The sequence below is a fragment of the Christiangramia sp. OXR-203 genome (genome assembly GCF_034372165.1).
Taxonomy (GTDB): domain Bacteria; phylum Bacteroidota; class Bacteroidia; order Flavobacteriales; family Flavobacteriaceae; genus Christiangramia.
This window is the reverse complement of the sequence record NZ_CP139698.1, coordinates 742,455-763,984: the sequence shown is the minus strand read 5'-3', so window position 1 is coordinate 763,984 and position 21,530 is coordinate 742,455. Positions and strand designations below refer to the sequence as shown.

Annotated in this window: 23 protein-coding genes; 17 read left to right on the top strand and 6 right to left on the bottom strand. The window is 38.5% G+C overall.

The genetic code is table 11. The features are described from left to right. The first annotated feature begins 91 nt into the window (after positions 1 to 91). From T8I65_RS03570 to T8I65_RS03550, 5 genes are all read left to right on the top strand, one after another. Positions 92 to 2,467, top strand: a complete 2,376-nt coding sequence (locus tag T8I65_RS03570; protein WP_322302069.1) for a TonB-dependent receptor — start codon at positions 92 to 94, stop codon at positions 2,465 to 2,467. A 60-nt stretch (positions 2,468 to 2,527) separates the two neighbouring features. Next, entirely contained in the window at positions 2,528 to 3,652 is a 1,125-nt protein-coding gene (locus tag T8I65_RS03565) for a PepSY-associated TM helix domain-containing protein (protein ID WP_322302068.1), read from the top strand. A 99-nt stretch (positions 3,653 to 3,751) separates the two neighbouring features. After that, the gene (locus T8I65_RS03560; RefSeq protein WP_322302067.1) at positions 3,752 to 5,173 is read left to right on the top strand and encodes an exonuclease domain-containing protein; all 1,422 of its coding nucleotides are present in this window, start codon (positions 3,752 to 3,754) and stop codon (positions 5,171 to 5,173) included. Positions 5,174 to 5,233: 60 nt separating this feature from the next. Continuing rightward, positions 5,234 to 6,082 (top strand): 23S rRNA (adenine(1618)-N(6))-methyltransferase RlmF, encoded by an 849-nt coding sequence (gene rlmF, locus T8I65_RS03555; RefSeq protein ID WP_322302066.1) that lies wholly within the window; start codon positions 5,234 to 5,236, stop codon positions 6,080 to 6,082. A gap of 270 nt (positions 6,083 to 6,352) precedes the next feature. Beyond that, positions 6,353 to 8,176 carry a sodium:solute symporter family protein gene (locus tag T8I65_RS03550; RefSeq protein ID WP_322302065.1) on the top strand — a complete coding sequence of 608 codons (1,824 nt, stop codon included), beginning with the start codon at positions 6,353 to 6,355 and terminating at the stop codon, positions 8,174 to 8,176. 46 nt (positions 8,177 to 8,222) lie between these two features. On the opposite strand, the gene T8I65_RS03545 is transcribed toward T8I65_RS03550, so the two are convergent. Continuing rightward, positions 8,223 to 8,906 (bottom strand): outer membrane beta-barrel protein, encoded by a 684-nt coding sequence (locus T8I65_RS03545; RefSeq protein ID WP_322302064.1) that lies wholly within the window; start codon positions 8,904 to 8,906, stop codon positions 8,223 to 8,225. A gap of 157 nt (positions 8,907 to 9,063) precedes the next feature. Further along, positions 9,064 to 9,378: a rhodanese-like domain-containing protein gene (locus T8I65_RS03540; RefSeq protein WP_322302063.1), complete on the bottom strand. Its 315-nt coding sequence runs from the start codon at positions 9,376 to 9,378 to the stop codon at positions 9,064 to 9,066. Positions 9,379 to 9,516: 138 nt separating this feature from the next. Between T8I65_RS03540 and T8I65_RS03535 the strand changes: the two genes are divergently transcribed. From T8I65_RS03535 to T8I65_RS03480, 12 genes are all read left to right on the top strand, one after another. Beyond that, positions 9,517 to 9,975, top strand: coding sequence for a MarR family transcriptional regulator (locus T8I65_RS03535; protein ID WP_322302062.1), 459 nt, complete (start codon positions 9,517 to 9,519; stop codon positions 9,973 to 9,975). Then, positions 9,953 to 10,606, top strand: coding sequence for an NAD(P)H-dependent oxidoreductase (locus T8I65_RS03530; RefSeq protein WP_322302061.1), 654 nt, complete (start codon positions 9,953 to 9,955; stop codon positions 10,604 to 10,606). Before T8I65_RS03535 ends, T8I65_RS03530 begins: the two co-directional genes overlap by 23 nt. A 16-nt stretch (positions 10,607 to 10,622) precedes the next feature. Continuing rightward, positions 10,623 to 11,192, top strand: coding sequence for a YceI family protein (locus T8I65_RS03525; RefSeq protein WP_322302060.1), 570 nt, complete (start codon positions 10,623 to 10,625; stop codon positions 11,190 to 11,192). 218 nt (positions 11,193 to 11,410) lie between these two features. Then, entirely contained in the window at positions 11,411 to 12,805 is a 1,395-nt protein-coding gene (locus tag T8I65_RS03520) for an anthranilate synthase component I family protein (RefSeq protein ID WP_322302059.1), read from the top strand. A 10-nt stretch (positions 12,806 to 12,815) separates the two neighbouring features. Further along, entirely contained in the window at positions 12,816 to 13,433 is a 618-nt protein-coding gene (locus T8I65_RS03515; protein ID WP_322302773.1) for an aminodeoxychorismate/anthranilate synthase component II, read from the top strand. Next, the gene (gene trpD, locus T8I65_RS03510; RefSeq protein WP_322302058.1) at positions 13,430 to 14,422 is read left to right on the top strand and encodes an anthranilate phosphoribosyltransferase; all 993 of its coding nucleotides are present in this window, start codon (positions 13,430 to 13,432) and stop codon (positions 14,420 to 14,422) included. The genes T8I65_RS03515 and trpD overlap by 4 nt, the downstream gene beginning before the upstream one ends. Positions 14,423 to 14,434: 12 nt before the next feature. After that, on the top strand, positions 14,435 to 15,223 hold the full coding sequence (gene trpC, locus T8I65_RS03505; protein ID WP_322302057.1) for an indole-3-glycerol phosphate synthase TrpC: 789 nt from the start codon (positions 14,435 to 14,437) through the stop codon (positions 15,221 to 15,223). After that, positions 15,220 to 15,933 (top strand): phosphoribosylanthranilate isomerase, encoded by a 714-nt coding sequence (locus T8I65_RS03500; RefSeq protein WP_322302056.1) that lies wholly within the window; start codon positions 15,220 to 15,222, stop codon positions 15,931 to 15,933. Before trpC ends, T8I65_RS03500 begins: the two co-directional genes overlap by 4 nt. Before the next feature lies 1 nt (position 15,934). Next, entirely contained in the window at positions 15,935 to 17,116 is a 1,182-nt protein-coding gene (gene trpB / locus T8I65_RS03495; RefSeq protein ID WP_322302055.1) for a tryptophan synthase subunit beta, read from the top strand. A 3-nt stretch (positions 17,117 to 17,119) separates the two neighbouring features. Beyond that, positions 17,120 to 17,884: a tryptophan synthase subunit alpha gene (trpA, locus tag T8I65_RS03490; protein ID WP_322302054.1), complete on the top strand. Its 765-nt coding sequence runs from the start codon at positions 17,120 to 17,122 to the stop codon at positions 17,882 to 17,884. A 76-nt stretch (positions 17,885 to 17,960) separates the two neighbouring features. After that, the gene (locus T8I65_RS03485) at positions 17,961 to 18,104 is read left to right on the top strand and encodes a hypothetical protein (protein WP_185739462.1); all 144 of its coding nucleotides are present in this window, start codon (positions 17,961 to 17,963) and stop codon (positions 18,102 to 18,104) included. Then, positions 18,105 to 18,239, top strand: a complete 135-nt coding sequence (locus tag T8I65_RS03480) for a 30S ribosomal protein THX (RefSeq protein ID WP_141876970.1) — start codon at positions 18,105 to 18,107, stop codon at positions 18,237 to 18,239. Position 18,240: 1 nt separating this feature from the next. Here the strand turns inward: T8I65_RS03480 and T8I65_RS03475 are convergent, their stop codons facing one another. From T8I65_RS03475 to T8I65_RS03460, 4 genes are all read right to left on the bottom strand, one after another. After that, positions 18,241 to 18,906: a uracil-DNA glycosylase family protein gene (locus T8I65_RS03475; protein ID WP_322302772.1), complete on the bottom strand. Its 666-nt coding sequence runs from the start codon at positions 18,904 to 18,906 to the stop codon at positions 18,241 to 18,243. Between the two features lie 4 nt (positions 18,907 to 18,910). Beyond that, positions 18,911 to 19,672: a peroxide stress protein YaaA gene (yaaA, locus tag T8I65_RS03470; protein ID WP_322302053.1), complete on the bottom strand. Its 762-nt coding sequence runs from the start codon at positions 19,670 to 19,672 to the stop codon at positions 18,911 to 18,913. Positions 19,673 to 19,763: 91 nt separating this feature from the next. Continuing rightward, positions 19,764 to 20,822 carry an RluA family pseudouridine synthase gene (locus T8I65_RS03465; RefSeq protein ID WP_322302052.1) on the bottom strand — a complete coding sequence of 353 codons (1,059 nt, stop codon included), beginning with the start codon at positions 20,820 to 20,822 and terminating at the stop codon, positions 19,764 to 19,766. After that, positions 20,812 to 21,435, bottom strand: a complete 624-nt coding sequence (locus T8I65_RS03460) for a PASTA domain-containing protein (protein WP_295178882.1) — start codon at positions 21,433 to 21,435, stop codon at positions 20,812 to 20,814. Before T8I65_RS03460 ends, T8I65_RS03465 begins: the two co-directional genes overlap by 11 nt. Positions 21,436 to 21,530 lie beyond the last annotated feature (95 nt).

Genomic DNA, 21,530 nt, shown 5'->3' with positions numbered 1-21,530 from the left:
ATTTTATTTAAAATCATTCTAAACAATTTTTTATTTTTTGAAAATCTAAATACATTTGCGCCTTGTTTATAATTAGTCTAAATAAATACCAGTGCGAAAACTACTACTTCTACTGCTCGCAATACCGTTTCTAACATGGGCTCAAAGCGAACCAGATATCAAAGGTCAAATACTTCATAATTCTGAATCGGTTCCATTTGCAACCATAATTATTAAAAAATTAAATAAAGGAACTTCGGCAAACGCGAAGGGCGAATTCAGATTTTACAATTTACCTGATGAAGAGCTTCAACTTACTATTTCGGCCATTGGATACCAGACTACCGAAGTAAAAGTTGACTTCAGGGATAGACCGGCTGTATTGAATATTGATCTCGAAATTGATGATCAGTTGCAGGAAGTTGAGGTTTTTGGAAACAGGTTTAGCCATCCAGATAAGATCGAGGCCCTTACCCGATTACCTTTAGAACCTTACGAACAGATCCAAAGTATCTCAGTAATTTCAGATAAACTTATTCAGCAACAAGGAGCACTAAGCATTTCAGAAGCAACAAGGAATGTTCCCGGAGTTTACACATTTGCTACTTACGGAAACCGAAGTGAGAGTATTTCTTCCAGAGGTTTTCGTGGAATTCCAATCTTAAAGAACGGAGTGCGCGTACATTCAGATTTTAGAGGAACAGGAATTTTAACCGATATGCAGGGTGTTGATAACATCCAGGTTCTTAAAGGTGCCGCTTCCATTACACAAGGCGTTGCCACCGACCTTGGAAGTCCTGGTGGTGTTGTGAACATTGTTACCAAAACTCCAAAATATCAGTTTGGTGGCGAAGCTTCGATGAGAGTTGGCAGTTACGGCTTGGTTAGACCAGCTTTCGATGTTTATGGCCCTCTAAATGAACAGAAAAATATTGCCTTCAGAATAAATGCAGCATTAGAAAGAAAAGATTCTTACCGTAGCGGAATTTCTGGCGAGAGCTTCTACATCAATCCGTCGCTGGAATGGAAGCCAGATGATAAAACAGAGGTAACTCTTGAAATGGATTATTTCTCAGATAGCAGAACTCCAGATGTAGGAACAGTTAATCTTGCTGAAAATGATCAAAATGCGATTTACGACCTTCCATACGATGTCTTTTTAGGTTTTGAAAGCGATCGCAATAATACAGAAAACACTACTTACGCCATTAGAGTCAATAGGGATCTAAGTGAAAAACTTAGCCTTCGTGCCGCCTATTACAGGTCTAATCTGGATCTTGATAACAAAGGTGCCAGTTTTGGAAATGTGGTAATGGAAAACGATGTACCCGTCTATAATCAAAGAACTCGTGGCTACGGAATAAGCACTCGTAGTGATAAGAACAGTGTTGTACAATTTGATCTAATTGGTGACGAAATCGAAACCGGCGCCATAAGTCACACTTTTCAGGTTGGTTTTGATTATCGTACAACCAATTACGAAACTTTCAGCAAATCTGCTTCAGCAGTGGACACTATTGATGTATTCAATATTTCAAATAGCCGTTTATTACCTCAGAGAATTAATTTCGCAGCAGCAAATGAAGGAGCCGCCAGGTCTAAAGCAATAGGATTTGTTGCCCAGGATGTGATCACTTTTACTGAATGGTTCAAGACATTTTTAGGAGTACGTTACTCTTCCGTAGAAACCATTACCGGTGAAGAAAATAATAGAAGTGATTCTTTTAATCCGCTTGCTGGAATTATTTTTTCTCCCTTTGAAAATGTAAATCTATTTGCTTCTTACACCAATAGCTCTTACCCGAGAACAGCGGCAAGAATTGGAGAAGATGGAGAAGAACTGGGGAATGAACGTTACGATCAGGTAGAAGCAGGTATCAAAACGAACTGGCTCAACAGTAGGTTGCGTTTTAACCTTACCCTCTTCAGAATAAATAATAAGAACATCAACCTTCCGGTTTATGACGAAAACTGGATCGCGACTGGCTTTTATCAACAAGGGGGAAACGATCAACGGCAGGGAATTGAAGTAGAACTTACGGGACGGCCTTTGCAAAACCTGGAAGTGATCGCGGGATATTCATATATAGATGCTCAATATAAGGATCACACTTCCTTCGTATATGGTTCTGCACCTCTAAATACACCAAAGCATACTTTTAACACCTATGCAAATTATTCATTTTCAAAGCATCTTGAAGGACTTTCTCTTGGTGGAGGTGTATATTACACGGGTGAGAGACCTGTAAATGACTGGTCTGCCGGAGCAGTAACTCACCAGGGTATCGTGCCAAATCAAAAACCTTTCGATGTGGAAAGCCTTACGCAGGTAAACTTACAGGCTGCATACAGGATCGATAAGAACTGGAATGTAAGAATTCTCGCAAATAATATATTTGATGAAATTGGTTACAATGCCTATAGAACCAGGTTTATCAATCAAACGGACCCTAGAACTTTTAGCGGAGTAATTTCCTATAGGTTCTAATTAAACGATGTAAATAAATAACAATCTAATCAGCGTGGTTCCTAACTATAATTATTAAAAATGAAAAAAAAGAAAGCCTATACTTTTAGAAAGTTTATGACAGATGTCCATCTCTGGCTGGGTCTGGCTAGCGGAATTATTCTATTTCTGGTTTGTTTTAGTGGAACCATGCTGGTTTTTGAAAAGGAGATCAAATCAATTTTTGCTGAAGAACTTCGCGTTGTTCCTTCTTCGGAAAAGTTATCAATTGATGAATTAACCTCCAGAATGTCGGAAAAAGGTACTGTTTCCTCTGTTTCGATCCCAACTGAAGCTTCTGAAGCCTATGAATTTCGAGTAAAAACATCACCGAAAGATCGTCGTGGAACCACATTTATGATGGATCCGTATTCAGCTGAAATCCTAAAACCTGAACCTTCACCTCTGGACGGATTCTTCAGTATAATGTTTAGAATGCATCGCTGGCTTCTTTTAGATACCAGCATTGGAAGACCCATAGTAGGTATTGCGACGATCATCTTTATATTTCTATCCATCAGTGGAATTATTATTTGGTTTCCGAAAAAATGGAAATGGAAAGCTTTCAAACCAGGATTCAAGATTAAATGGTCTGCAAACTGGAAAAGAATTAATCACGATCTTCACAATACTCTTGGTTTCTACTCCTGTATTTTTTTAGTGATTATGATCCTCACAGGACTTTGCTGGTCTTTTGAATGGTATCGGGAAGCAGGTAGCCAGGTTCTGGGAACAAAGATCTTTGGAGGAAGAGGTGGTCCCGGTATCACTTCTGAAGAGCCAGGTTCTGAGATAATTTCACTTTCAGAAGCCTATACTATTTCCAATTCAGAGTTGACATATGCGGGCAAAACAAATATCAGTATCCCGCAAGAAGATACCAACGTGTTCGAAATCAGAAAATATGGTGATGACAACTGGTCTCCATCAACTTCAGATCTGCTAGTTTTGGATAGGGATGGATCTGTATTAAAAAAGGAACTTTTCGATGATAAGGATTTAAATGTACAGGTCGCATCTCTCATAAAACCTTTGCATACTGGTGAAATTTTTGGAACTCTATCAAAGATCATCTATTTCCTGGCTTGCCTGATTGCCACTTCCCTACCCGTGACTGGAACCATAATCTGGCTGAATAAAATGAAGAGGAAAAAACGAAAATTGTAGGCTGAACTCAAATGCTCGAATTATTAACGTTTTTGGATTAATTCCATTAGTTTGGATATTTTCCTTTATTTTTTCTGAAGATTGTAGTAATTTGCAGCCATGGAGGAGTTGAAATACGCGGTTGTTGATATTGAGACTACCGGGAACGGTATCAAAGGAAACAGGATCACAGAGGTATGCGTGATCATTCTGGAGAATGGTGAAATCACAAAGACCTTTACATCCCTTGTGAATCCCAGCCAGTCCATTCCATTATATATAGAAAGTCTTACCGGAATCAATGATGAAATGGTAAGCAGTGCACCGCAGTTTTCTGAAGTCGCAGACGAGATCATGCAAATCACAAAGGATTGTATTTTCGTCGCTCATAATGTGAACTTCGATTATAATATACTGAGGGCTGAGTTTGCGATGCTTGACATGGATTTTAAAAGAAAGCGTCTTTGTACCGTAAGACTTACGAAGAAATTAATTCCAGGCTTGTTTTCTTACAGTTTGGGAAATATCTGTACCTCAATCAACATTCCTTTTTACGATAGACATCGTGCTCAGGGTGATTGTGAAGCAACGGTAATCTTGTTAAAACGTTGTCTTTCGCTGGATCCGGAACTCGAAGTTGTCACCGAATTTTTGAACAGAAAAAGCGGTGCAGAATATTTACCACCACACTTTAAAAATGCCGATTTTGAAAAGCTTCCAAAATCTACCGGAGTTTACTTTTTCAGAGATAAAGATGGTATTCCATTGTATATCGGAAAAGCAAAAAATATAAAAACCCGAATAAAATCGCACTTCCAGGAACGTAGTAATCGCAAGTACCAATTGATGCAGGAAACCTATAGCATCGATTATGAGCTGACTGGTTCTGAATTTCTCGCGCTTCTTCGTGAAGCCGAATTGATTCTGAAGTTTTATCCGAAATATAATAAGGCGCAGAAGAAAGTTTCGAGACCTTATACGCTCACCTCTTATCATAATCAAAAAGGCATTGAAGTATTTGCCTTGCATAAAAACAAAATTGCACCGGTAAGCTGGATGAAATTCTATACCCGTGAAGAAGCGGTAAGCTTTTTAGAGAATTTGTGTAAGGATTTTAATCTCTGCCCAAAATATACTGGATTGCAAAGCGCTACTTCCGCTTGTAATCATTACAAACTAGAAGCCTGTAGCGGGGTTTGTAAAGAAGAAATTTCCGTTACCGAATATAATTCACGCGTGGCCAGAGCAGTAGATTTTATTGGTACTTATGATGAGTCATGCCTATTGATGGAAAAGGGTCGAACTAAAGGTGAAAAAAGTTTTATTTATTTAAATAAAGGAAAGTATGCCGGCTACGGGTACATTGGACCCTCAGATGACTTTAACCATCCCGATGAATTCCGGAACTTTTTGGTTCCAGCTAAAACTTCCAGCTATGCAGATCGCATTGTAAGTCGGTATTTAAATACAAAAAAAAATCTCTCTCCAGTAAGATTAAGTTCTACTGAAGAATTGGTGGAAAATGATCTTTGGTTTGGATAAATGGCAAATTACCGTTAGGACACTTTTATTTCGCCTATTTTTACCTTCTGAAAAGAATTTATGCATCCAGATAATCCTCACAGGGAACAATACGATTTCACCGAATTAGTTAAGGTCAATAGCGAACTCAAACCTTATGTCTTCAGAAATAAATATGATAATCTAACTATAGATTTCAGTATTCCTGAAGCTGTACTCAATTTAAACAAAGCACTCTTAAGCTACCATTACCAGGTGAAGAAATGGAGTATTCCACAGGGATATCTCTGTCCTCCAATTCCCGGAAGAATGGATTATTTGTTACATCTCAAGGATTTTCTGGATAATAAGATTGGTAAAGAATACTATTCAGGACTGGATATTGGTGTGGGAGCCAGCAGTATTTACCCCATTCTTGCTGCAAAACATATGGGCTGGAAAATGCTCGGCAGTGACATCGAAATTAAATCTATTGAAGCAGCAAAGAAAAACGTCATCAACAACAAGCTTCAATCCTATATAGAAATTCGATTACAGGAGGACCGTGGATCCATTTTGAAAAATGTGATCAAAGAAAAAGAGTCTTTTGATTTCAGTATGTGTAATCCACCCTTTCATGACTCCGCAGAAGAAGCTAATAAAGCCAATTTCCGAAAAAATACCAATCTTGGAATTAAGACCAGAAGATTAAATTTTGGAGGACGTTCCAATGAGCTTTGGTGCCGTGGCGGAGAAGCTTTATTTCTAAAGAGAATGATAAGAGATAGTGTAAGCGTGAACAAAAAAGTTCAGTGGTTCACTTCACTGGTTTCAAAACAGGAAAACTTACCAGGAATAGAAAAACAGTTAAACAAACTCAATGCAGATTTTGAGATAATTTCCATGAATTTAGGAAACAAAAAGACAAGATTTGTAGCCTGGAAGTTTTGAAACTTAGAGACTTTATAAGTATCAAACTGTTCGCAAACAATTATATTTTAAGTGTAAACCACTATTAGATATTTCCATAAAAAAGTCTAAATTTAAAGCTTAAAGTTTTGGTTATCGAGTAAGTATAGCATAGGTGTATAATTACCTTATTCTTTAACTAACCAACCGAAAAAGGGATAACATAGTTATCCCTTTTTTATTGTATGCTGATATAGCTCTTACATATATCGAATTAATTTTCGTTATTGTAGCAAATACGATGCTCTTAAAATGATAGAATTAGCTACAATAGACTATATCCTTATTTTCTCTTTTTTCGCGCTTACCCTGGGAATTGGGTTTTATGTTTCTAAAACCTCCGGTAAAAGTTCCAAAGAATATTTTCTATCTGGCAAGACGATGCCCTGGTGGCTACTTGGTGTTTCTATGGTGGCGACCACATTTTCTACTGATACCCCAAACCTGGTAACTGACATTGTTCGTAATAACGGAGTTTCCGGTAACTGGGTCTGGTGGGCATTTCTACTAACCGGCCTTCTTACTGTGTTTGTTTATGCCAGATTATGGCGTAAATCCAACGTTGATACAGACATTGAATTCTACGAATTGAGGTATGGAGGAAAACCTGCGAAGTTTCTAAGAGGATTTCGTGCCTTGTATCTGGGGGTCGTTTTCAATGTGATGGCCATGGCAGCAGTAAGTCTTGCTGCTATTAAGATTGGCCAGGTGATGCTTGGTCTTTCTGCCATCGAAACTTTGGCACTAGCCGGAATCGTAACAGTGATATTTAGTACTCTTGGAGGATTTAAAGGAGTGGTTTACACAGATTTCATACTTTTTTTCACAGCAATTATCGGTGGTGTTGGAGCAGCATATTATTGTGTGAACTTACCTGAAGTGGGCGGACTTGAAAATTTGCTAACCCACGAAAATGTCTCAGGTAAACTTAGTATGCTTCCAGACTTTTCCAACACTGAAGCACTGATCACTTTATTAATTATTCCATTGGCAGTTCAATGGTGGAGCGCCTGGTATCCTGGTGCAGAACCTGGAGGTGGTGGTTACGTAGCCCAGAGAATGCTGGCTGCGAAGAATGAAAATCATGCAATTGGTGCTACCTTCTTTTTCAACGTACTTCATTACGCATTAAGACCATGGCCATGGATTCTCGTGGCTCTCGCTTCCTTGATAGTTTATCCTGATCTGCATAGCATTCAGTTGGCCTTTCCTAATGTAAGTGAAGATAAGCTTGGACAGGATCTGGCATATTCTGCAATGCTAACGAAATTACCAGCAGGCCTATTGGGATTGGTCATTGCTTCTTTGGTTGCTGCGTACATGTCTACTATCTCCACACATTTAAATTGGGGATCCTCTTATATTGTGAACGACTTTTACTCCCGATATATTAAAAAGACTGCTACAGAAAAAGAACTTGTTAACGTTGGAAGAATAAGTACTGTAATACTCATGCTCATTAGTGCATTCATGGCCCTGGTTTTACAGAATGCGCTACAGTTATTCAATATTATACTAATGTTTGGTGCAGGAACCGGCCTCATCTTCTTACTCCGCTGGTTCTGGTGGCGAATCAATGCCTGGAGTGAAATTACAGCCATGTTGGTTTCAGGAGTTATTTCGGTAGTTTTCAATTTTACCGGTGTAGGTATTTATATGTTTGGAGGTGTGGATAATGCTACAAACACCAAATTAGCAGGTTTACTCCCTGGTTGGGCAACATATCCCGTTGTGGTTGGCATTACTACCTTATCCTGGTTATTGATTACATTCCTTACAAAACCTGAGAAAAAAGAGGTCCTCATTAACTTTTATAAACGTACACAGCCCGGTGGACCGGGATGGAAAGCAATAGGTATGGATGGAATTGCAGATGGTAAGAATAATTCCTGGAATGTTCCATCCGGAATATTAGCTACCATACTTGGTTGTTTTGTAGTATACAGCGCACTATTCAGCACCGGGTACTGGATCTACGGCGAATACTTCAAGGCAGGTATTACCACTAGTATTGTTCTAATTCTGGCATTTGTCTTAAGAAGGCTTTGGATTAAGATCCGAACCCAGGTACTATAAAAAAAGGCTCCAATGGAGCCCTTTATAATTTTTATGTTTTATCAAATTAGAAATAACAACCGCCTTTTCTTCTACCAGGATTAGCTGAACTATCGAAGATTTTAAAGCCGATACTCAACATGATCTGGTTCAATCTCGTATCATTAAAAGTAGCTCGATTAATTCCATAATCGGCATTTACTATATCTACTTCCTGATTTTCTTGTGAAGATAAAGAACGATCATATCGCAAATCAAGTTCAAATCTTCCGAATGAGCCTTTGATCCCTATCTGCCCACTAAGCGGAGAGTTCTGCGCTACTATTTCCAGATCTGGCGGTTCAGTTCCTTCTAAGGATGAGTCCAAAATGTTCTGATAAGCCGGTCCTGCGTATATATCAATTGGTCCCCAAACGTTATAACCGACCAGCAAGGGTACACTAATTTTATCAACTGCGTATATTGAAGGTGCTGTTGGAAAAGGAAATTCCGTTTCCATGGTGCTGTAAAGAAATTCTGGTCTAAGTAGGAATTTTCCGAATCTTACTTCGAAAAAGGCTCCGGCGTGAAAAGTTATCTCAGATTCAGCTTCCACTACACCGTCAAAATATAATCCATTCGAACTATTTCCGGTGATAGTACCACCTGAGGAGTAACTAGGTCCTCCCTTTATTCCGAAGCTAAAATCCTGGGCAGTTAGACTCGTAGCGAACAATAGCGCTGTAATTAAAAAAGATAAAGATTTATTCATGATGCTTTAATTCGAGGTCAATCGGGGTTAAATATATCAATTAAATAGACTAATCAAATAATCCGGTTTAAGTTTTTAACGCATAAACAGGTGTTTCAGTATTACTGAAAATGAAAAAGCACCAACAAGTGGTGCTTTTAATCTGATTTTAAATATTTTAATTTGTCTCCTTCTCACCTTCCCATTCCGAGAAACCGCCAGCAAGATTATAAGTTTCCGAGAAGCCCATTTGATCTAGTAAGGTACAGGCCTGAGAACTTCTTTTTCCGGAACGACAGTATATATAATAATGCTTGTCACGATCAAGTTTATCCACTTCATCAACAAATTCCTGACCTTTATATATATCTATATTCTTAGAATTTGGAATGAATCCCTCATCAACTTCTTCTTCTGTTCTCACATCCAGTAGAACTGCCTTATCATCATTTTGGGCTTTCTTTTGCCATTCATCCTGTGATAATTCTTTCATGTTACTTAAGTTTTTGGTTACCGTAAAGATAGGATTGCTTAAAAACCAAAAAGTCTTCCATCCTACTTTTAACAATATTTTATTATCATGTACGAACAAAAAATATCATATTTGTACATACAAATGTTGTAACAACAAATGAAAATAGAGAATCTTTTAAAAACTTCCGATCAGATTCCTGAAACCAAAAAACTGGTTCTTAATCTTATTGTGACTGCGAATCATTTGAGCGATCAAATGCAGGATGTTTTAAAGCCTTTCGGTATAAGTCTACAACAATTCAACGTTCTAAGGATTTTAAGAGGTCAAAAAGGTAAACCTGCCAACTTAGGTACCATTCAGGAAAGAATGGTGAGTAAGATGAGCAATACCACTAGACTTGTGGACAAACTGATCGAAAAAGGATATTGCCAGAGAATTACTTGTCCGTCTAATAGAAGGAAAGTTGAGATTACCATTACTGAAACTGGACAGGAACTTCTAAAAGAGATTGATCCATTGGTAGAATCAACGGAGAATAGATTTTCAGAAAAATTGACAACAAAGGAAATAACAGATTTAAATAATAAATTAAATGAGCTTAGAAACACAGAGTAAAACAAGATTCAACGAAGACCTAAATTGGAGATATGCTACAAAGAAATTTGATAGCGAGAAAAAAATTAGTAGCGAAGACCTTGATCAATTATTAGAAAGTGTTCAGTTAACCGCTTCATCCTATGGCTTACAGCCTTATGAGGTAATCGTAGTTGAAAATCCAGAGGTGAGAGAAAAACTAAAAGCCGAAGCCTGGAATCAAACCCAGATCACTGAAGCATCTCATCTTGTAATTTTCGCAAATCTTACTAAGGTAACTGAAAAGTATGTTGACACTTATTTAGATAATATTTCGGCAACGCGCAACATGTTCCGGGAAGATCTTAAAGGAATGGAAGACATGATTAAGAACACGACGCTTCAATTGCCTCAGGAAAAGCAGGACTTATGGGCTGCGAAACAAGCTTACATAGCTTTGGGTAACTTACTTGCCGCAGCTGCTCATATGAAGATAGACGCCTGCCCAATGGAAGGTTTCAATGCTGAAAAGTTTGATGAAATTCTTCAGCTTGAAAATAAAGATCTAACTACCGCAGTAATCGCTCCTATTGGATATCGTAGCGCTGAAGATCAGTATCAGCACCTTGCAAAGGTTAGAAAATCAACTTCAGATCTAATTCATTTCATATAATTTAATAACTCACATCATGAAAAACAAATTAATTAATTCAGCAGTAATTATGGTAGTAGTTTTGACTACCGTAGCATTTACAAATTCAAAAAAAGAAGTAAAAACCTCTGAAAGCACTATAACCTGGACCGGGGAGAAAGTGACTGGATCTCATGAAGGAACTATTCAGCTGGAAAGCGGATACCTGATGATGGAAGATGATAAGATCACTGGAGGAGAGTTTGTAATGGATATGAGTACTATTACAGTGACCGACCTATCTGGTGACAGCAAAGAAAAACTTGAAGGTCATTTAAAGTCTGATGATTTCTTTGGAACCAGTGATCACCCTAAAGCAAAACTTGTAATTACCAGTGCTGCATCTAAAGGTAATGGGAAATACGGAATTGTAGGAGATCTTACTATCAAGGAACAAACTCACCCATTAACTTTTGATCTTTCCATGAACGGTGATACAGCTACCACAAAGGTAACTATTGATAGAACCAAATATGATGTTCGTTACGGGTCAGGTAGTTTCTTTGACAATCTTGGAGACAAAACTATCTATGATAATTTTGACCTTGATATCAATTTGAAATTCTAAATTAACTCCCAAAGTAAATCTTTGGGATTCTTATTAAAATTTAGTTTGATAAGAAATAATTGATTTCTATCTTTGAAGCTATGTTTATAACGAATACACATAACTGGTGGTGGAGCAACTTACGCAATAAATCGTGAGCTGATACGCCATTTCATATATAGATATATAAGGCTTGTCTCACGACAAGCCTTTTTTTTATTTAAAAAAATTAAGATTCAATGTTCGAATTAAAGACAACTTCAAAAAAGATCCTTGCAGATACTATCACTCCGGTAAGTATCTATTTGAAGCTTCGCGACCGTTATCCAAACAGTCTTTTGCTTGAAAGCAGTGATTATCACGCAAGTGATAATAGCTTTTCATATATCTGCTGTAATCCTATAGCCTCATTTAAAGTAGAAAATGATGTTATTACTGAAAGTCTGCCAGACGGCACGGTTCAAACAACTAAAATCGATAAAACTGTTTCAGTTCCTGCTGCGATTCAGAAGTTCTCAAAGCGCTTTAAAGCTGATGCTTCAGATTTTAAGTTTATCAATAATGGCATATTTGGTTATATAGGATATGATGCCGTTCGGTATTTCGAAAATGTTGAGATCAACCGTAAAGAAAAGGATTTAAAAATCCCGGATGTTTATTATGCAGTATATCAAAACATTATCGCGATCAACCATTTCAAGAACGAAGCGTATATCTTCGACCATAGTTATGAATCTGAATCCAAACTGGAGGAGATTGAACAACTGCTGAAGGTTAAGAATTTCGCATCGTATAATTTTTCCAGAACCGAGCAGCCATACTCTAATCTGAACGATGATCAATATCGTGATGTTGTAGAAGCTGCTAAGGAACACTGCCAGCGTGGTGATGTATTCCAGCTGGTACTTTCAAGACGTTTCTCTCAGAAATTTAAGGGAGATGAATTCAATGTTTACCGGGCGCTAAGGAATGTGAACCCTTCCCCCTATCTCTTCTATTTTGACTACGGAAATTTTAAAATCTTCGGAAGCTCACCTGAAGCCCAGTTAATAGTAAACGAGGGTCGAGCTGAAATTCATCCAATTGCCGGAACTTTTAAACGTACCGGGAATGATGAAAAAGATGCAGAGCTTGCCAAGGAACTCGCCGCAGATCGCAAGGAAAATTCGGAACATGTAATGCTTGTTGATCTGGCACGTAATGATCTAAGCCGAAATGGAAGCGATGTTGTCGTTGAGAATTACCGCGAAATTCAATTCTTTTCTCATGTTATTCATTTAGTTAGCAAAGTCACCGGAAAGATCGCCGCCAATGTTCCAACACCACAGATCGTTGCAGACACTTTTCCTGCGGGAACTTTAAGCGGTGCTCCAAAACCAATGGCATTACGACTTATTGAAAAATTAGAAAATGTGAATCGTTCAGCTTATGGAGGCGCGATTGGTTTTATGGATTTTGAAGGCAATTTCAATCATGCGATCATCATTAGATCTTTTGTAAGTAAAAATCACGAATTGCATTACCAGGCAGGTGCCGGAGTCGTTTCCGAATCAAAACCTGAGAATGAATTACAGGAAGTATATAATAAACTGGGAGCACTTACCAAAGCTCTGGAAATAGCTGAAGAAATTTAGAATGGAAAAGATGAAAAAGATCCTTGTTATAGACAATTACGATTCTTTCGTATATAATCTTGTTCATTATCTTGAAGAACTGGATTGTAAGGTGACCGTAAAGAGAAATGACCAGCTTTACCTGGAGGATATGGCTGATTATGATAAAATATTGCTTTCCCCGGGTCCGGGTATTCCAGATGAGGCGGGGCTTTTAAAGCAAATCATCATGGAATATGGCGCTACTAAAAGTATTCTGGGGGTTTGTCTCGGTATGCAGGCAATAGGCGAAGTTTATGGTGGCACACTATTGAACCTTAAAGAGGTTTATCATGGCGTCGCTACCAGTATTGAGATTTTCGTCGAAGATGAATATTTATACTCAGGACTGGAAAAAGAACTGGAAGTTGGAAGATACCACAGTTGGGTAGTCGCGAAGGAGCTTCCACCACAGCTGGAGGCTACCAGTTATGATATAAAAGGTGAGGTCATGTCTTTAAGACATAGAGAATTTGATGTTCGGGGAGTTCAGTTTCACCCGGAATCTGTATTGACACCAGATGGTAAAAAGATGATAAAAAACTGGGTTGAACATGAATCTTCACCAGAAACACTTCAGAATAAGGAAAACGAGCAAAAAACTTCATGAAAGATCTTTTAAACAGGCTAATTAGTCACGAAACTATAACGACCAGCGAGGCAAAACAGGCTATTTTTAATATTTCTGAAGGGAGATATTCAGAAACACAGATCGCAGCATTTCTAACGGTTTACATGATGAGGAGCATTACTATTCAGGAACTGGAAGGTTTCAGAGATGCATTGCTTGAACTATGTGTAAAGGTAGATCTCAACGATTACAACACCGTGGATCTTTGTGGGACCGGAGGTGATGCAAAAGATACTTTCAATATTTCAACAACTGCCTCATTTGTAACTGCAGGCGCCGGAGTTAAGGTGTCCAAACATGGTAATTATGGTGTATCTTCAGTAAGTGGAAGCTCCAATGTCATGGAATATCTTGGCATCAAGTTTAGTAGTGACCAGGGATTTCTTCAGAAAACTCTGGAAGAGGCCAATATCTGCATTTTACACGCTCCACTATTCCATCCCGCGATGAAAAACGTTGCACCGGTAAGAAAAAGTCTGGCTGTAAAAACATTCTTTAATATGCTCGGTCCTATGGTAAATCCTGCATTTCCCAAGAATCAACTGGTAGGCGTTTTTAGTTTGGAGCTGGCGCGAATGTATGCGTATCTTTATCAAAATACCGATAAGAATTACACAATACTTCATGCTCTCGATGGTTACGATGAAATTTCGTTAACCTGTGAGACCAAAAGCATTCGGAACGATTCTGAAAGTATGTTGAAGCCAGAAGATTTTGGAGTTTCAGAATTGCAACAATCACAAATTGCAGGAGGTGGTTCGATTAAATCTTCCGCAGAAATTTTAACCGATATTCTGAAAGGCAATGGAACACAGGCCCAGGAGAATGTCGTATGCGCAAATGCCGGTATGGCCATCGCTACTGTCGAAAATCTAAGTGCCCAGGATGGTTTCGCCCGTGCAAAAGAATCCATTGCATCGGGAAACGCGTTTAAATGTTTCAAAAAATTACAGGACTTAAGTAAATAATAAGCTGAGATTATGAATATTCTAGATAAAATTGTTGCTGATAAACGTAGGGAAGTGAGCCTGAAAAAGTCGATTTTCCCAGTAGAACAGCTCGAAAATTCGATCTTATTTCAAAGAAATCCGGTTTCACTGGCAGACAAACTAAGAAATTCAAGCAGCGGTATCATTGCGGAACATAAGAGAAGATCACCTTCCAAACATGTCATCAACCACGATCTCAACGTACAGGATGTGGCGAGTGGTTATCAGGATGCCGGAGTCTGCGGTATGTCTGTCCTTACCGATGGTAAATATTTTGGAGGTTCTTTGGAAGATCTTTTATACGCCAGAGCTGTTGTGGAAATGCCGGTCTTGCGTAAGGATTTTATGATAGATGACTACCAGATTCTTGAAGCGAAGGCTTTTGGAGCAGATGTAGTTTTGCTTATTGCGGCGGTATTACCGACTGAAGAATTGAAACGTCTGGCGACTTTTGCGAGAAATCTTGGGATGGATGTTTTACTGGAAGTACACGATCTTGAGGAACTGGAGAATTCAATTGAAGCAAACGTAGACATGATTGGGGTGAACAATAGGAATCTCAAAACATTTGAAGTTAGCATCCAAAACTCCAAAGATCTATCCAGACATATACCAGACGAATTCGTGAAAGTATCAGAAAGTGGAATTAGCGACCCAAATGTAATCGCAGAACTTAAAGATTATGGATATCAGGGTTTTCTAGTTGGAGAAAATTTTATGAGAACAGAAGATCCCGGGAAGGCTGCGAAAGATTTTATAAACGAAATTAACAGGAAGTGATAAGTTACATTATGCAGGAACAAAACTTAACAACACCGGCCTCAGGACAAAGTACTGGATTGAGTCTTAAAGTTTGCGGGATGCAGCAACCTGGAAACATGTTGCAGGTAGCAGATCTAAAACCTACTTACATGGGTTTTATTTTTTACAAAAAATCTCCCCGCTATTTTGATGGAAAACTTCCTGAACTCCCTGCTGAGATCAAAAAAACAGGAGTTTTTGTTAATGAAGAAGTTTCCAGGATCCTGGATATTGCAAAGCAGCACAAGCTTGATGCAATTCAGTTGCACGGAGAGGAGTCGGCAGAATTCTGTCAAAAGCTGAAGAATAATTTTCAGCAACATGGCAGCACTCCAGAGTTGATAAAAGTTTTTAGTGTTGGCGACCATTTTGATTTTCAGAAGATGCAGGCATTTGAGGGTATCGCAGATTTTTTCTTATTTGATACTAAAGGAGTTTTACGAGGGGGTAATGGCAAGGAATTCGACTGGCAGATTTTAAAAGAATATCCTTCTAACACACCATTTTTCCTTAGTGGCGGTATTGGACCCGAACATGGGGAAGCAATTGCCGAATTGAAAAATCATTTCTATAGAGAAGGAAAACCAGATCTTCTTTATGCCGTAGATGTAAATAGTAAATTCGAATTGAAACCCGGATTAAAAAAACTGAAAGAATTAAAAGAATTCAAACAAAAGATAAATTCATAAGATGAGCTATCAGGTAGATGAAAAAGGATATTACGGGGATTTTGGCGGAGCTTATATTCCTGAAATGCTGTATCCTAACGTAGAAGAACTGCGTTCAAGGTATATCGAGATCATGCAGGAGGATTCATTCCAGGAAGAATTTCATGATCTATTGAGAGAATATGTAGGTAGACCTACCCCTTTATACTATGCAAAACGCTTTAGCGAGCATTATGGAACCAAGGTATATTTAAAACGTGAGGATCTGTGCCATACTGGTGCGCATAAGGTTAACAACACAGTTGGGCAGATCCTCATGGCGCAAAAACTTGGAAAAAAGAGGATTATTGCTGAAACCGGAGCAGGACAACATGGTGTCGCGACGGCTACAGTTTGCGCTTTGATGGGAATGGAATGCATTGTCTATATGGGCGAGGTGGATATTGAAAGGCAGTCTCCAAATGTTGCCAGGATGAAAATGCTGGGAGCTAAGGTGGTTCCTGCGAAATCTGGTAGCCGTACCTTGAAGGATGCAACTAACGAAGCAATTCGTGACTGGATCAATAATCCTGTAGATACCCACTATATCATTGGTTCTGTAGTTGGACCACATCCCTATCCAGACATGGTGGCGAGATTCCAAAGTGTTATTTCTGAAGAGATCAAGTATCAATTAATGGAAAAGGAAAATACAGAAGATCCTGACTATGTGATCGCCTGTGTTGGTGGTGGGAGCAACGCTGCAGGAGCCTATTACCATTATCTCGATAATCCAAAAGTTGGCATTATCGCGGTGGAAGCAGCTGGAAAAGGTATTGATACCGGGGAAAGTGCTGCAACATCAGCATTGGGAAAACCCGGAATTATTCATGGTAGTAAAACGCTTTTAATGCAAACCGGCGACGGACAGATTACTGAACCTTATAGTATTTCAGCTGGCCTGGATTACCCAGGAGTTGGACCAATGCATGCCAACCTTTTCACCAGCAAACGAGGAGAATTTATCAGCATTACAGACGAAGCAGCTATGAAAGCTGGTTTAGAACTAGCTAAACTGGAAGGAATTATCCCCGCTATAGAAACTTCCCATGCCCTGGCTGTTTTTGAAAACCGAAAATTTAAGAAGGATGATATCGTTGTGGTTAATCTATCAGGCAGAGGCGACAAGGATTTGAACACATATATTGAATATTTCAATTTATAGAAAATGAATAGAATTCAGGAGAAATTAAAAGAAGACAAAAAACTTCTTTCCATATATTTTAGTGCAGGCTTTCCAAACATTGATGATACTGAACAGATCATCGTAGACCTTGAAAAAAGCGGTGTTGACTTTATTGAGATTGGACTTCCTTTTAGCGATCCACTGGCAGATGGGCCTACTATCCAGGAAAGTTCGACCAAAGCTCTGCGAAATGGGATGACCACTCAAAAGCTTTTTGATCAACTCAAAGAGATCAGGTCTAAAGTTGAAATCCCCTTGATCATTATGGGGTATTTTAATCCTATGCTACAATATGGAGTGGAAGAATTTTGTAAAAAATGTGCAGAAATAGGAGTTGACGGACTTATTATCCCAGACCTTCCAGTAGATGTTTACCATGAAGAATACCAGGCGCTTTTCGAGAAATATGGATTGATCAATATTTTTCTTATCACTCCTCAAACTTCAGAAGAAAGAATCAGGTTTATTGATTCCATTTCTAATGGATTTATCTATATGGTGAGTAGTGCAAGTGTCACCGGATCTACTTCAGGCTTTGGAAATGAAACTACTGATTATTTCCGAAGAATTCATGAAATGGATTTAAAGAATCCTCAAATTGTAGGTTTCGGTATAAAAGACCGGGAGACTTTCAAGGCAGCAACTCAATTTGCCAAAGGTGCAATCATTGGTAGTGCTTTTATAAAACATCTTGATAGCGAGGGAACCTCAAAGATTTTAAAATTCGTTGAACCTATCAAGCTTTAACCTAATTGTAACAGCTTCTTGGCAGCTTTTTAGACTACTTGTCCTTATCTTAGAGTAAATCATAAAAATTACAATTATGGGAGGACCAATTGAAGATAACAAGAGAGAAAGAACGAAAGAGCAGAAAAATCCAACAAATCCAACCGGAAATCGCAACGAGGAAACCAATAAGGTGGATATAGATGAAAAGACCATCAAAGATCAGCAAAACAAAAAATAAATGGGTAGAGGTGATAAGAAAACTAAAAGAGGTAAGATCGCGATAGGAACCAGTGGGAAGCTAAGACCAAAACGTCGCAAATTTAAGATCAAACCTACTACACTGGCTAACCAGGATAAAAAAGAATTGCAGTGATCTAGAAAAATTCTTTATACTGAAGAACCCTGAAATCAAGAGTATTGAATTCAGGGTTTTTCTTTTTCAATTCTTTGTAAAGTTCAGAACTGCCAATGGAAATATTCGCAGCACCAGAAGGTGCAATTAGCGATACAGTCTTAATTGATCGCCCTTCCAGAATAAACTGATGAACTCTGGGTGATTTATTTGACACGATCTTTAGCTTAATCTCTGCTCTTTGTTCTTTGAGATATTTTCTGAAGAAATATTCTGGTCCGTTTTTAGAATTACCTCCAGTAAATAGAAGCGTATCAATTTTTGGATACTTCCGAAGAATTTCAAGCATATCACGCAGCTCCACTTTTTGCATTCCCAGATCACTTGCATCGATCTTTTCGCGCCGGCTACTTTCCACTATATCGCAAATCCCAATCTTTCTACTTTTCAAAAAATTTTGCCGTTGCTGTATCGCTTCTGAAGTGTTCTCATACTTCAGATCTAGCTGGAATATACGATCCAGCACTGGCCACAACAAACCATCCCTGCTTCCATAGCAAAAATCGACATCATCCGGCTTCAATTCTCTACGTGTAAATCGCGGAGGCGGCAAAGTACCAACAATTAGTTTTGTAGCGTTTTCAGGAATGAATGGCGGAAATGGATGTGTGTGATGAAAAAGCTTCAGAATATTATCTTATAAAGGTTGGCTGATCTTCTTTCTCCGTATGTTCTTCACTAAATCGATAATCTTCGTAATTGAATCCTTTAATATCCTCCAGAGTCTCACAATCCTTGTCGATGATATATCTTACCATAGAACCACGTGCTTTCTTCGCATAGAAGCTAATGATTTTGAGCTTACCGTTTTTGTAATCCTTGAAAACTGGTGAAATAACCGGAACTTTTAGTTGTTTCGTATCAACTGCCTTGAAATATTCATTACTGGCAAGATTAAGAAACAACTCATTTTCTTTCAACTCATCATTGAGGGATTGCGTGATCTTTTCTTTCCAGACTTCATAAAGATTATCTTTTCTTTCGATTCCAATAGAAGTACCCATTTCCAGCCTGTAAGGCTGCATTAAATCTAATGGTCTTAAGATCCCATACATCCCGGAAAGAATTCTTAAGGTATCCTGAAGTTTATCAAGTTTATCTGTAGGAATTGTATACGCCTCCAAACCTGTGTATACATCCCCATTGAACGCATACATCGCCGGTCTTGAATTCTTTTTGGTGTGATCTTCTTCGAATTCCTGGTACCTCGTATAATTCAGGTCAGCCAGTTTATCGCTAATGCTCATTAATTCTGAAAGATCTGACTTAGTTTGGCGAGATAACTTTCTATTCAGTTTAGCGGTAGTTTCCAGAAATTGTGGCTGTGTACCTCGATCGCTGGGTAGTTTTGAATCGTAATCCAGACTTTTAGCTGGGGAAACAACAATTTTCATTTTCCTGTTTTTCCCAAATATAAGCCGAATCACTAAAATTTCTGAAACCTATTAAAATTAGTTATCGATGGATCAATAGAGAGCTTTTATGTTAAAGATTCTCAATCTGACTTTTGGCATAAGATCTCCACTTATCCACGCAATTTTGAATATCTTCAGGTATTTCAGTATTGAAACTCATCCATTTTCCAGTTTTTGGATGTGTGAAACCTAAAGTTTTTGCATGCAAGGCCTGCCTTGGTAGTATCTTGAAACAATTATCTACAAACTGTTTGTACTTGGTAAATGTTGTACCCTTAAGGATCCTATCTCCTCCATAGCGCTCATCATTAAAAAGCGTATGTCCAATATATTTCATATGAACCCGTATCTGGTGGGTTCTACCAGTTTCCAGTTTACATGAAACTAAGGTTACATATCCCAGTCTTTCAATCACTTTAAAATGCGTTACCGCTGGTTTTCCTTCTTCTGCAAGGTCTCCTACGTAAACTAAGTTCTGCAATCTATTCTTTGGGTTTCTTCCAATATTTCCCTCTATTGTTCCTTCATCTTCCTCTATATTCCCCCAGACGATCGCTATATATTCTCTTTCGCTCGTCTTGTCAAAAAATTGCTTTGACAGGTGAGCCATCGCTTCTTCGGTCTTGGCGATCACCAGTAGGCCGCTCGTATCCTTATCGATCCTGTGAACCAATCCCGGGCGATCACTACTATTATTTGGTAAATTATCAAAGTGATGTACAAGTGCGTTGATAAGAGTCCCACTATAGTTACCATGACCGGGATGTACTACCATTCCGGGAGGTTTATTAACTACCAGCAGCGTATCATCTTCATACTCAATATCAAGTGGAATATCTTCAGGCACCAGTAAGTATTCGTAAGGAGGGTGCTCGAACATCACCTGCACGGTGTCTCCAGCTTTTACCTTAAAATTTTGCTTTACGGTTTCCCCATTTACATAGATGTTTCCGCTCTTGGCCGACTTCTGAATTTTATTACGGGTAGCATTCTCGATGAAATTCATCAGGAATTTATCTACTCTTAACGGTTTTTGACCGGAATCTGCTACGAACTTATGATGTTCATAAAGACTTTCATTCTGGTCATTATCTTCAATTTCGTCGTTCTGATCTATATTAGAATTCATCTACTTCGCTTTCAGTTTCCTGTTGAACATCCAGACTATCGTCTTCAAGTTCTCTATATCTTCCACTACCATCGCCCAATACAAGGTCTAATACAGAAGTTTTCATTAATTTTTCACCAGCTTCCACCAGCTTACCTTTATGTCTAATTTCCAGCACAGCATCTTCAGCAATGTCTGGCTTGTAGCTAACATCACCAATCTCAAAACCTAAAGATCTTAAGGTTGGTTCTACCTGTCTGCGGGTTTTTCTGATCAAATTCTCTGGAATTTCAACTTTACGATATCCGGAAGGATTCAGGGTTAAATAGATCTTACGGTCTTCCTTTACAAATTTACCCGGTGCAGGTGCTTGTTCTATTACAGAATACCTCGGGAAATCCGGATTGAAATTCGCAGAATCGAGGATTTCGAAATCAAGATTAAGTTCATCCAGGCGATCCTCCACAATATCAAGATTCATCTTGGCGAGGTCGGGAACTTCGATCCGCTGATCCTGGTTCGTGGAGTAATCCAGCCATTGCATAGCCAGAAAAGCAAGTACAACCAATACAATACCGGCAAGCACCAATTGAATTAAAAAGGTCTTGCTGAAAATAAATCGAAAAAATCCCATAGTTTCATGATAATGGACAAAGATATAAAACCCTTTGGTTTTGGTGACTGCCCTATTAAGTGATATTTTTGTTTAACGACTTCAAACCGGAAATA

Excerpts from the sequence above, each read along its gene's own strand:
- T8I65_RS03465 (WP_322302052.1), bottom strand. The coding sequence starts at position 20,822 with ATGAATTCTAATATAGATCAGAACGACGAAATTGAAGATAATGACCAG.
- T8I65_RS03515 (WP_322302773.1), top strand. The coding sequence starts at position 12,816 with ATGAAAAAGATCCTTGTTATAGACAATTACGATTCTTTCGTATATAAT.
- T8I65_RS03535 (WP_322302062.1), top strand. The coding sequence starts at position 9,517 with ATGAAAATAGAGAATCTTTTAAAAACTTCCGATCAGATTCCTGAAACC.
- T8I65_RS03565 (WP_322302068.1), top strand. The coding sequence starts at position 2,528 with ATGAAAAAAAAGAAAGCCTATACTTTTAGAAAGTTTATGACAGATGTC.
- rlmF (WP_322302066.1), top strand. The coding sequence starts at position 5,234 with ATGCATCCAGATAATCCTCACAGGGAACAATACGATTTCACCGAATTA.
- T8I65_RS03520 (WP_322302059.1), top strand. The coding sequence starts at position 11,411 with ATGTTCGAATTAAAGACAACTTCAAAAAAGATCCTTGCAGATACTATC.
- trpA (WP_322302054.1), top strand. The coding sequence starts at position 17,120 with ATGAATAGAATTCAGGAGAAATTAAAAGAAGACAAAAAACTTCTTTCC.
- trpC (WP_322302057.1), top strand. The coding sequence starts at position 14,435 with ATGAATATTCTAGATAAAATTGTTGCTGATAAACGTAGGGAAGTGAGC.
- T8I65_RS03480 (WP_141876970.1), top strand. The coding sequence starts at position 18,105 with ATGGGTAGAGGTGATAAGAAAACTAAAAGAGGTAAGATCGCGATAGGA.
- T8I65_RS03560 (WP_322302067.1), top strand. The coding sequence starts at position 3,752 with ATGGAGGAGTTGAAATACGCGGTTGTTGATATTGAGACTACCGGGAAC.
- T8I65_RS03550 (WP_322302065.1), top strand. The coding sequence starts at position 6,353 with ATGATAGAATTAGCTACAATAGACTATATCCTTATTTTCTCTTTTTTC.
- trpB (WP_322302055.1), top strand. The coding sequence starts at position 15,935 with ATGAGCTATCAGGTAGATGAAAAAGGATATTACGGGGATTTTGGCGGA.
- T8I65_RS03545 (WP_322302064.1), bottom strand. The coding sequence starts at position 8,906 with ATGAATAAATCTTTATCTTTTTTAATTACAGCGCTATTGTTCGCTACG.
- yaaA (WP_322302053.1), bottom strand. The coding sequence starts at position 19,672 with ATGAAAATTGTTGTTTCCCCAGCTAAAAGTCTGGATTACGATTCAAAA.
- T8I65_RS03540 (WP_322302063.1), bottom strand. The coding sequence starts at position 9,378 with ATGAAAGAATTATCACAGGATGAATGGCAAAAGAAAGCCCAAAATGAT.
- T8I65_RS03460 (WP_295178882.1), bottom strand. The coding sequence starts at position 21,435 with ATGGGATTTTTTCGATTTATTTTCAGCAAGACCTTTTTAATTCAATTG.
- T8I65_RS03525 (WP_322302060.1), top strand. The coding sequence starts at position 10,623 with ATGAAAAACAAATTAATTAATTCAGCAGTAATTATGGTAGTAGTTTTG.
- T8I65_RS03530 (WP_322302061.1), top strand. The coding sequence starts at position 9,953 with ATGAGCTTAGAAACACAGAGTAAAACAAGATTCAACGAAGACCTAAAT.
- T8I65_RS03485 (WP_185739462.1), top strand. The coding sequence starts at position 17,961 with ATGGGAGGACCAATTGAAGATAACAAGAGAGAAAGAACGAAAGAGCAG.
- trpD (WP_322302058.1), top strand. The coding sequence starts at position 13,430 with ATGAAAGATCTTTTAAACAGGCTAATTAGTCACGAAACTATAACGACC.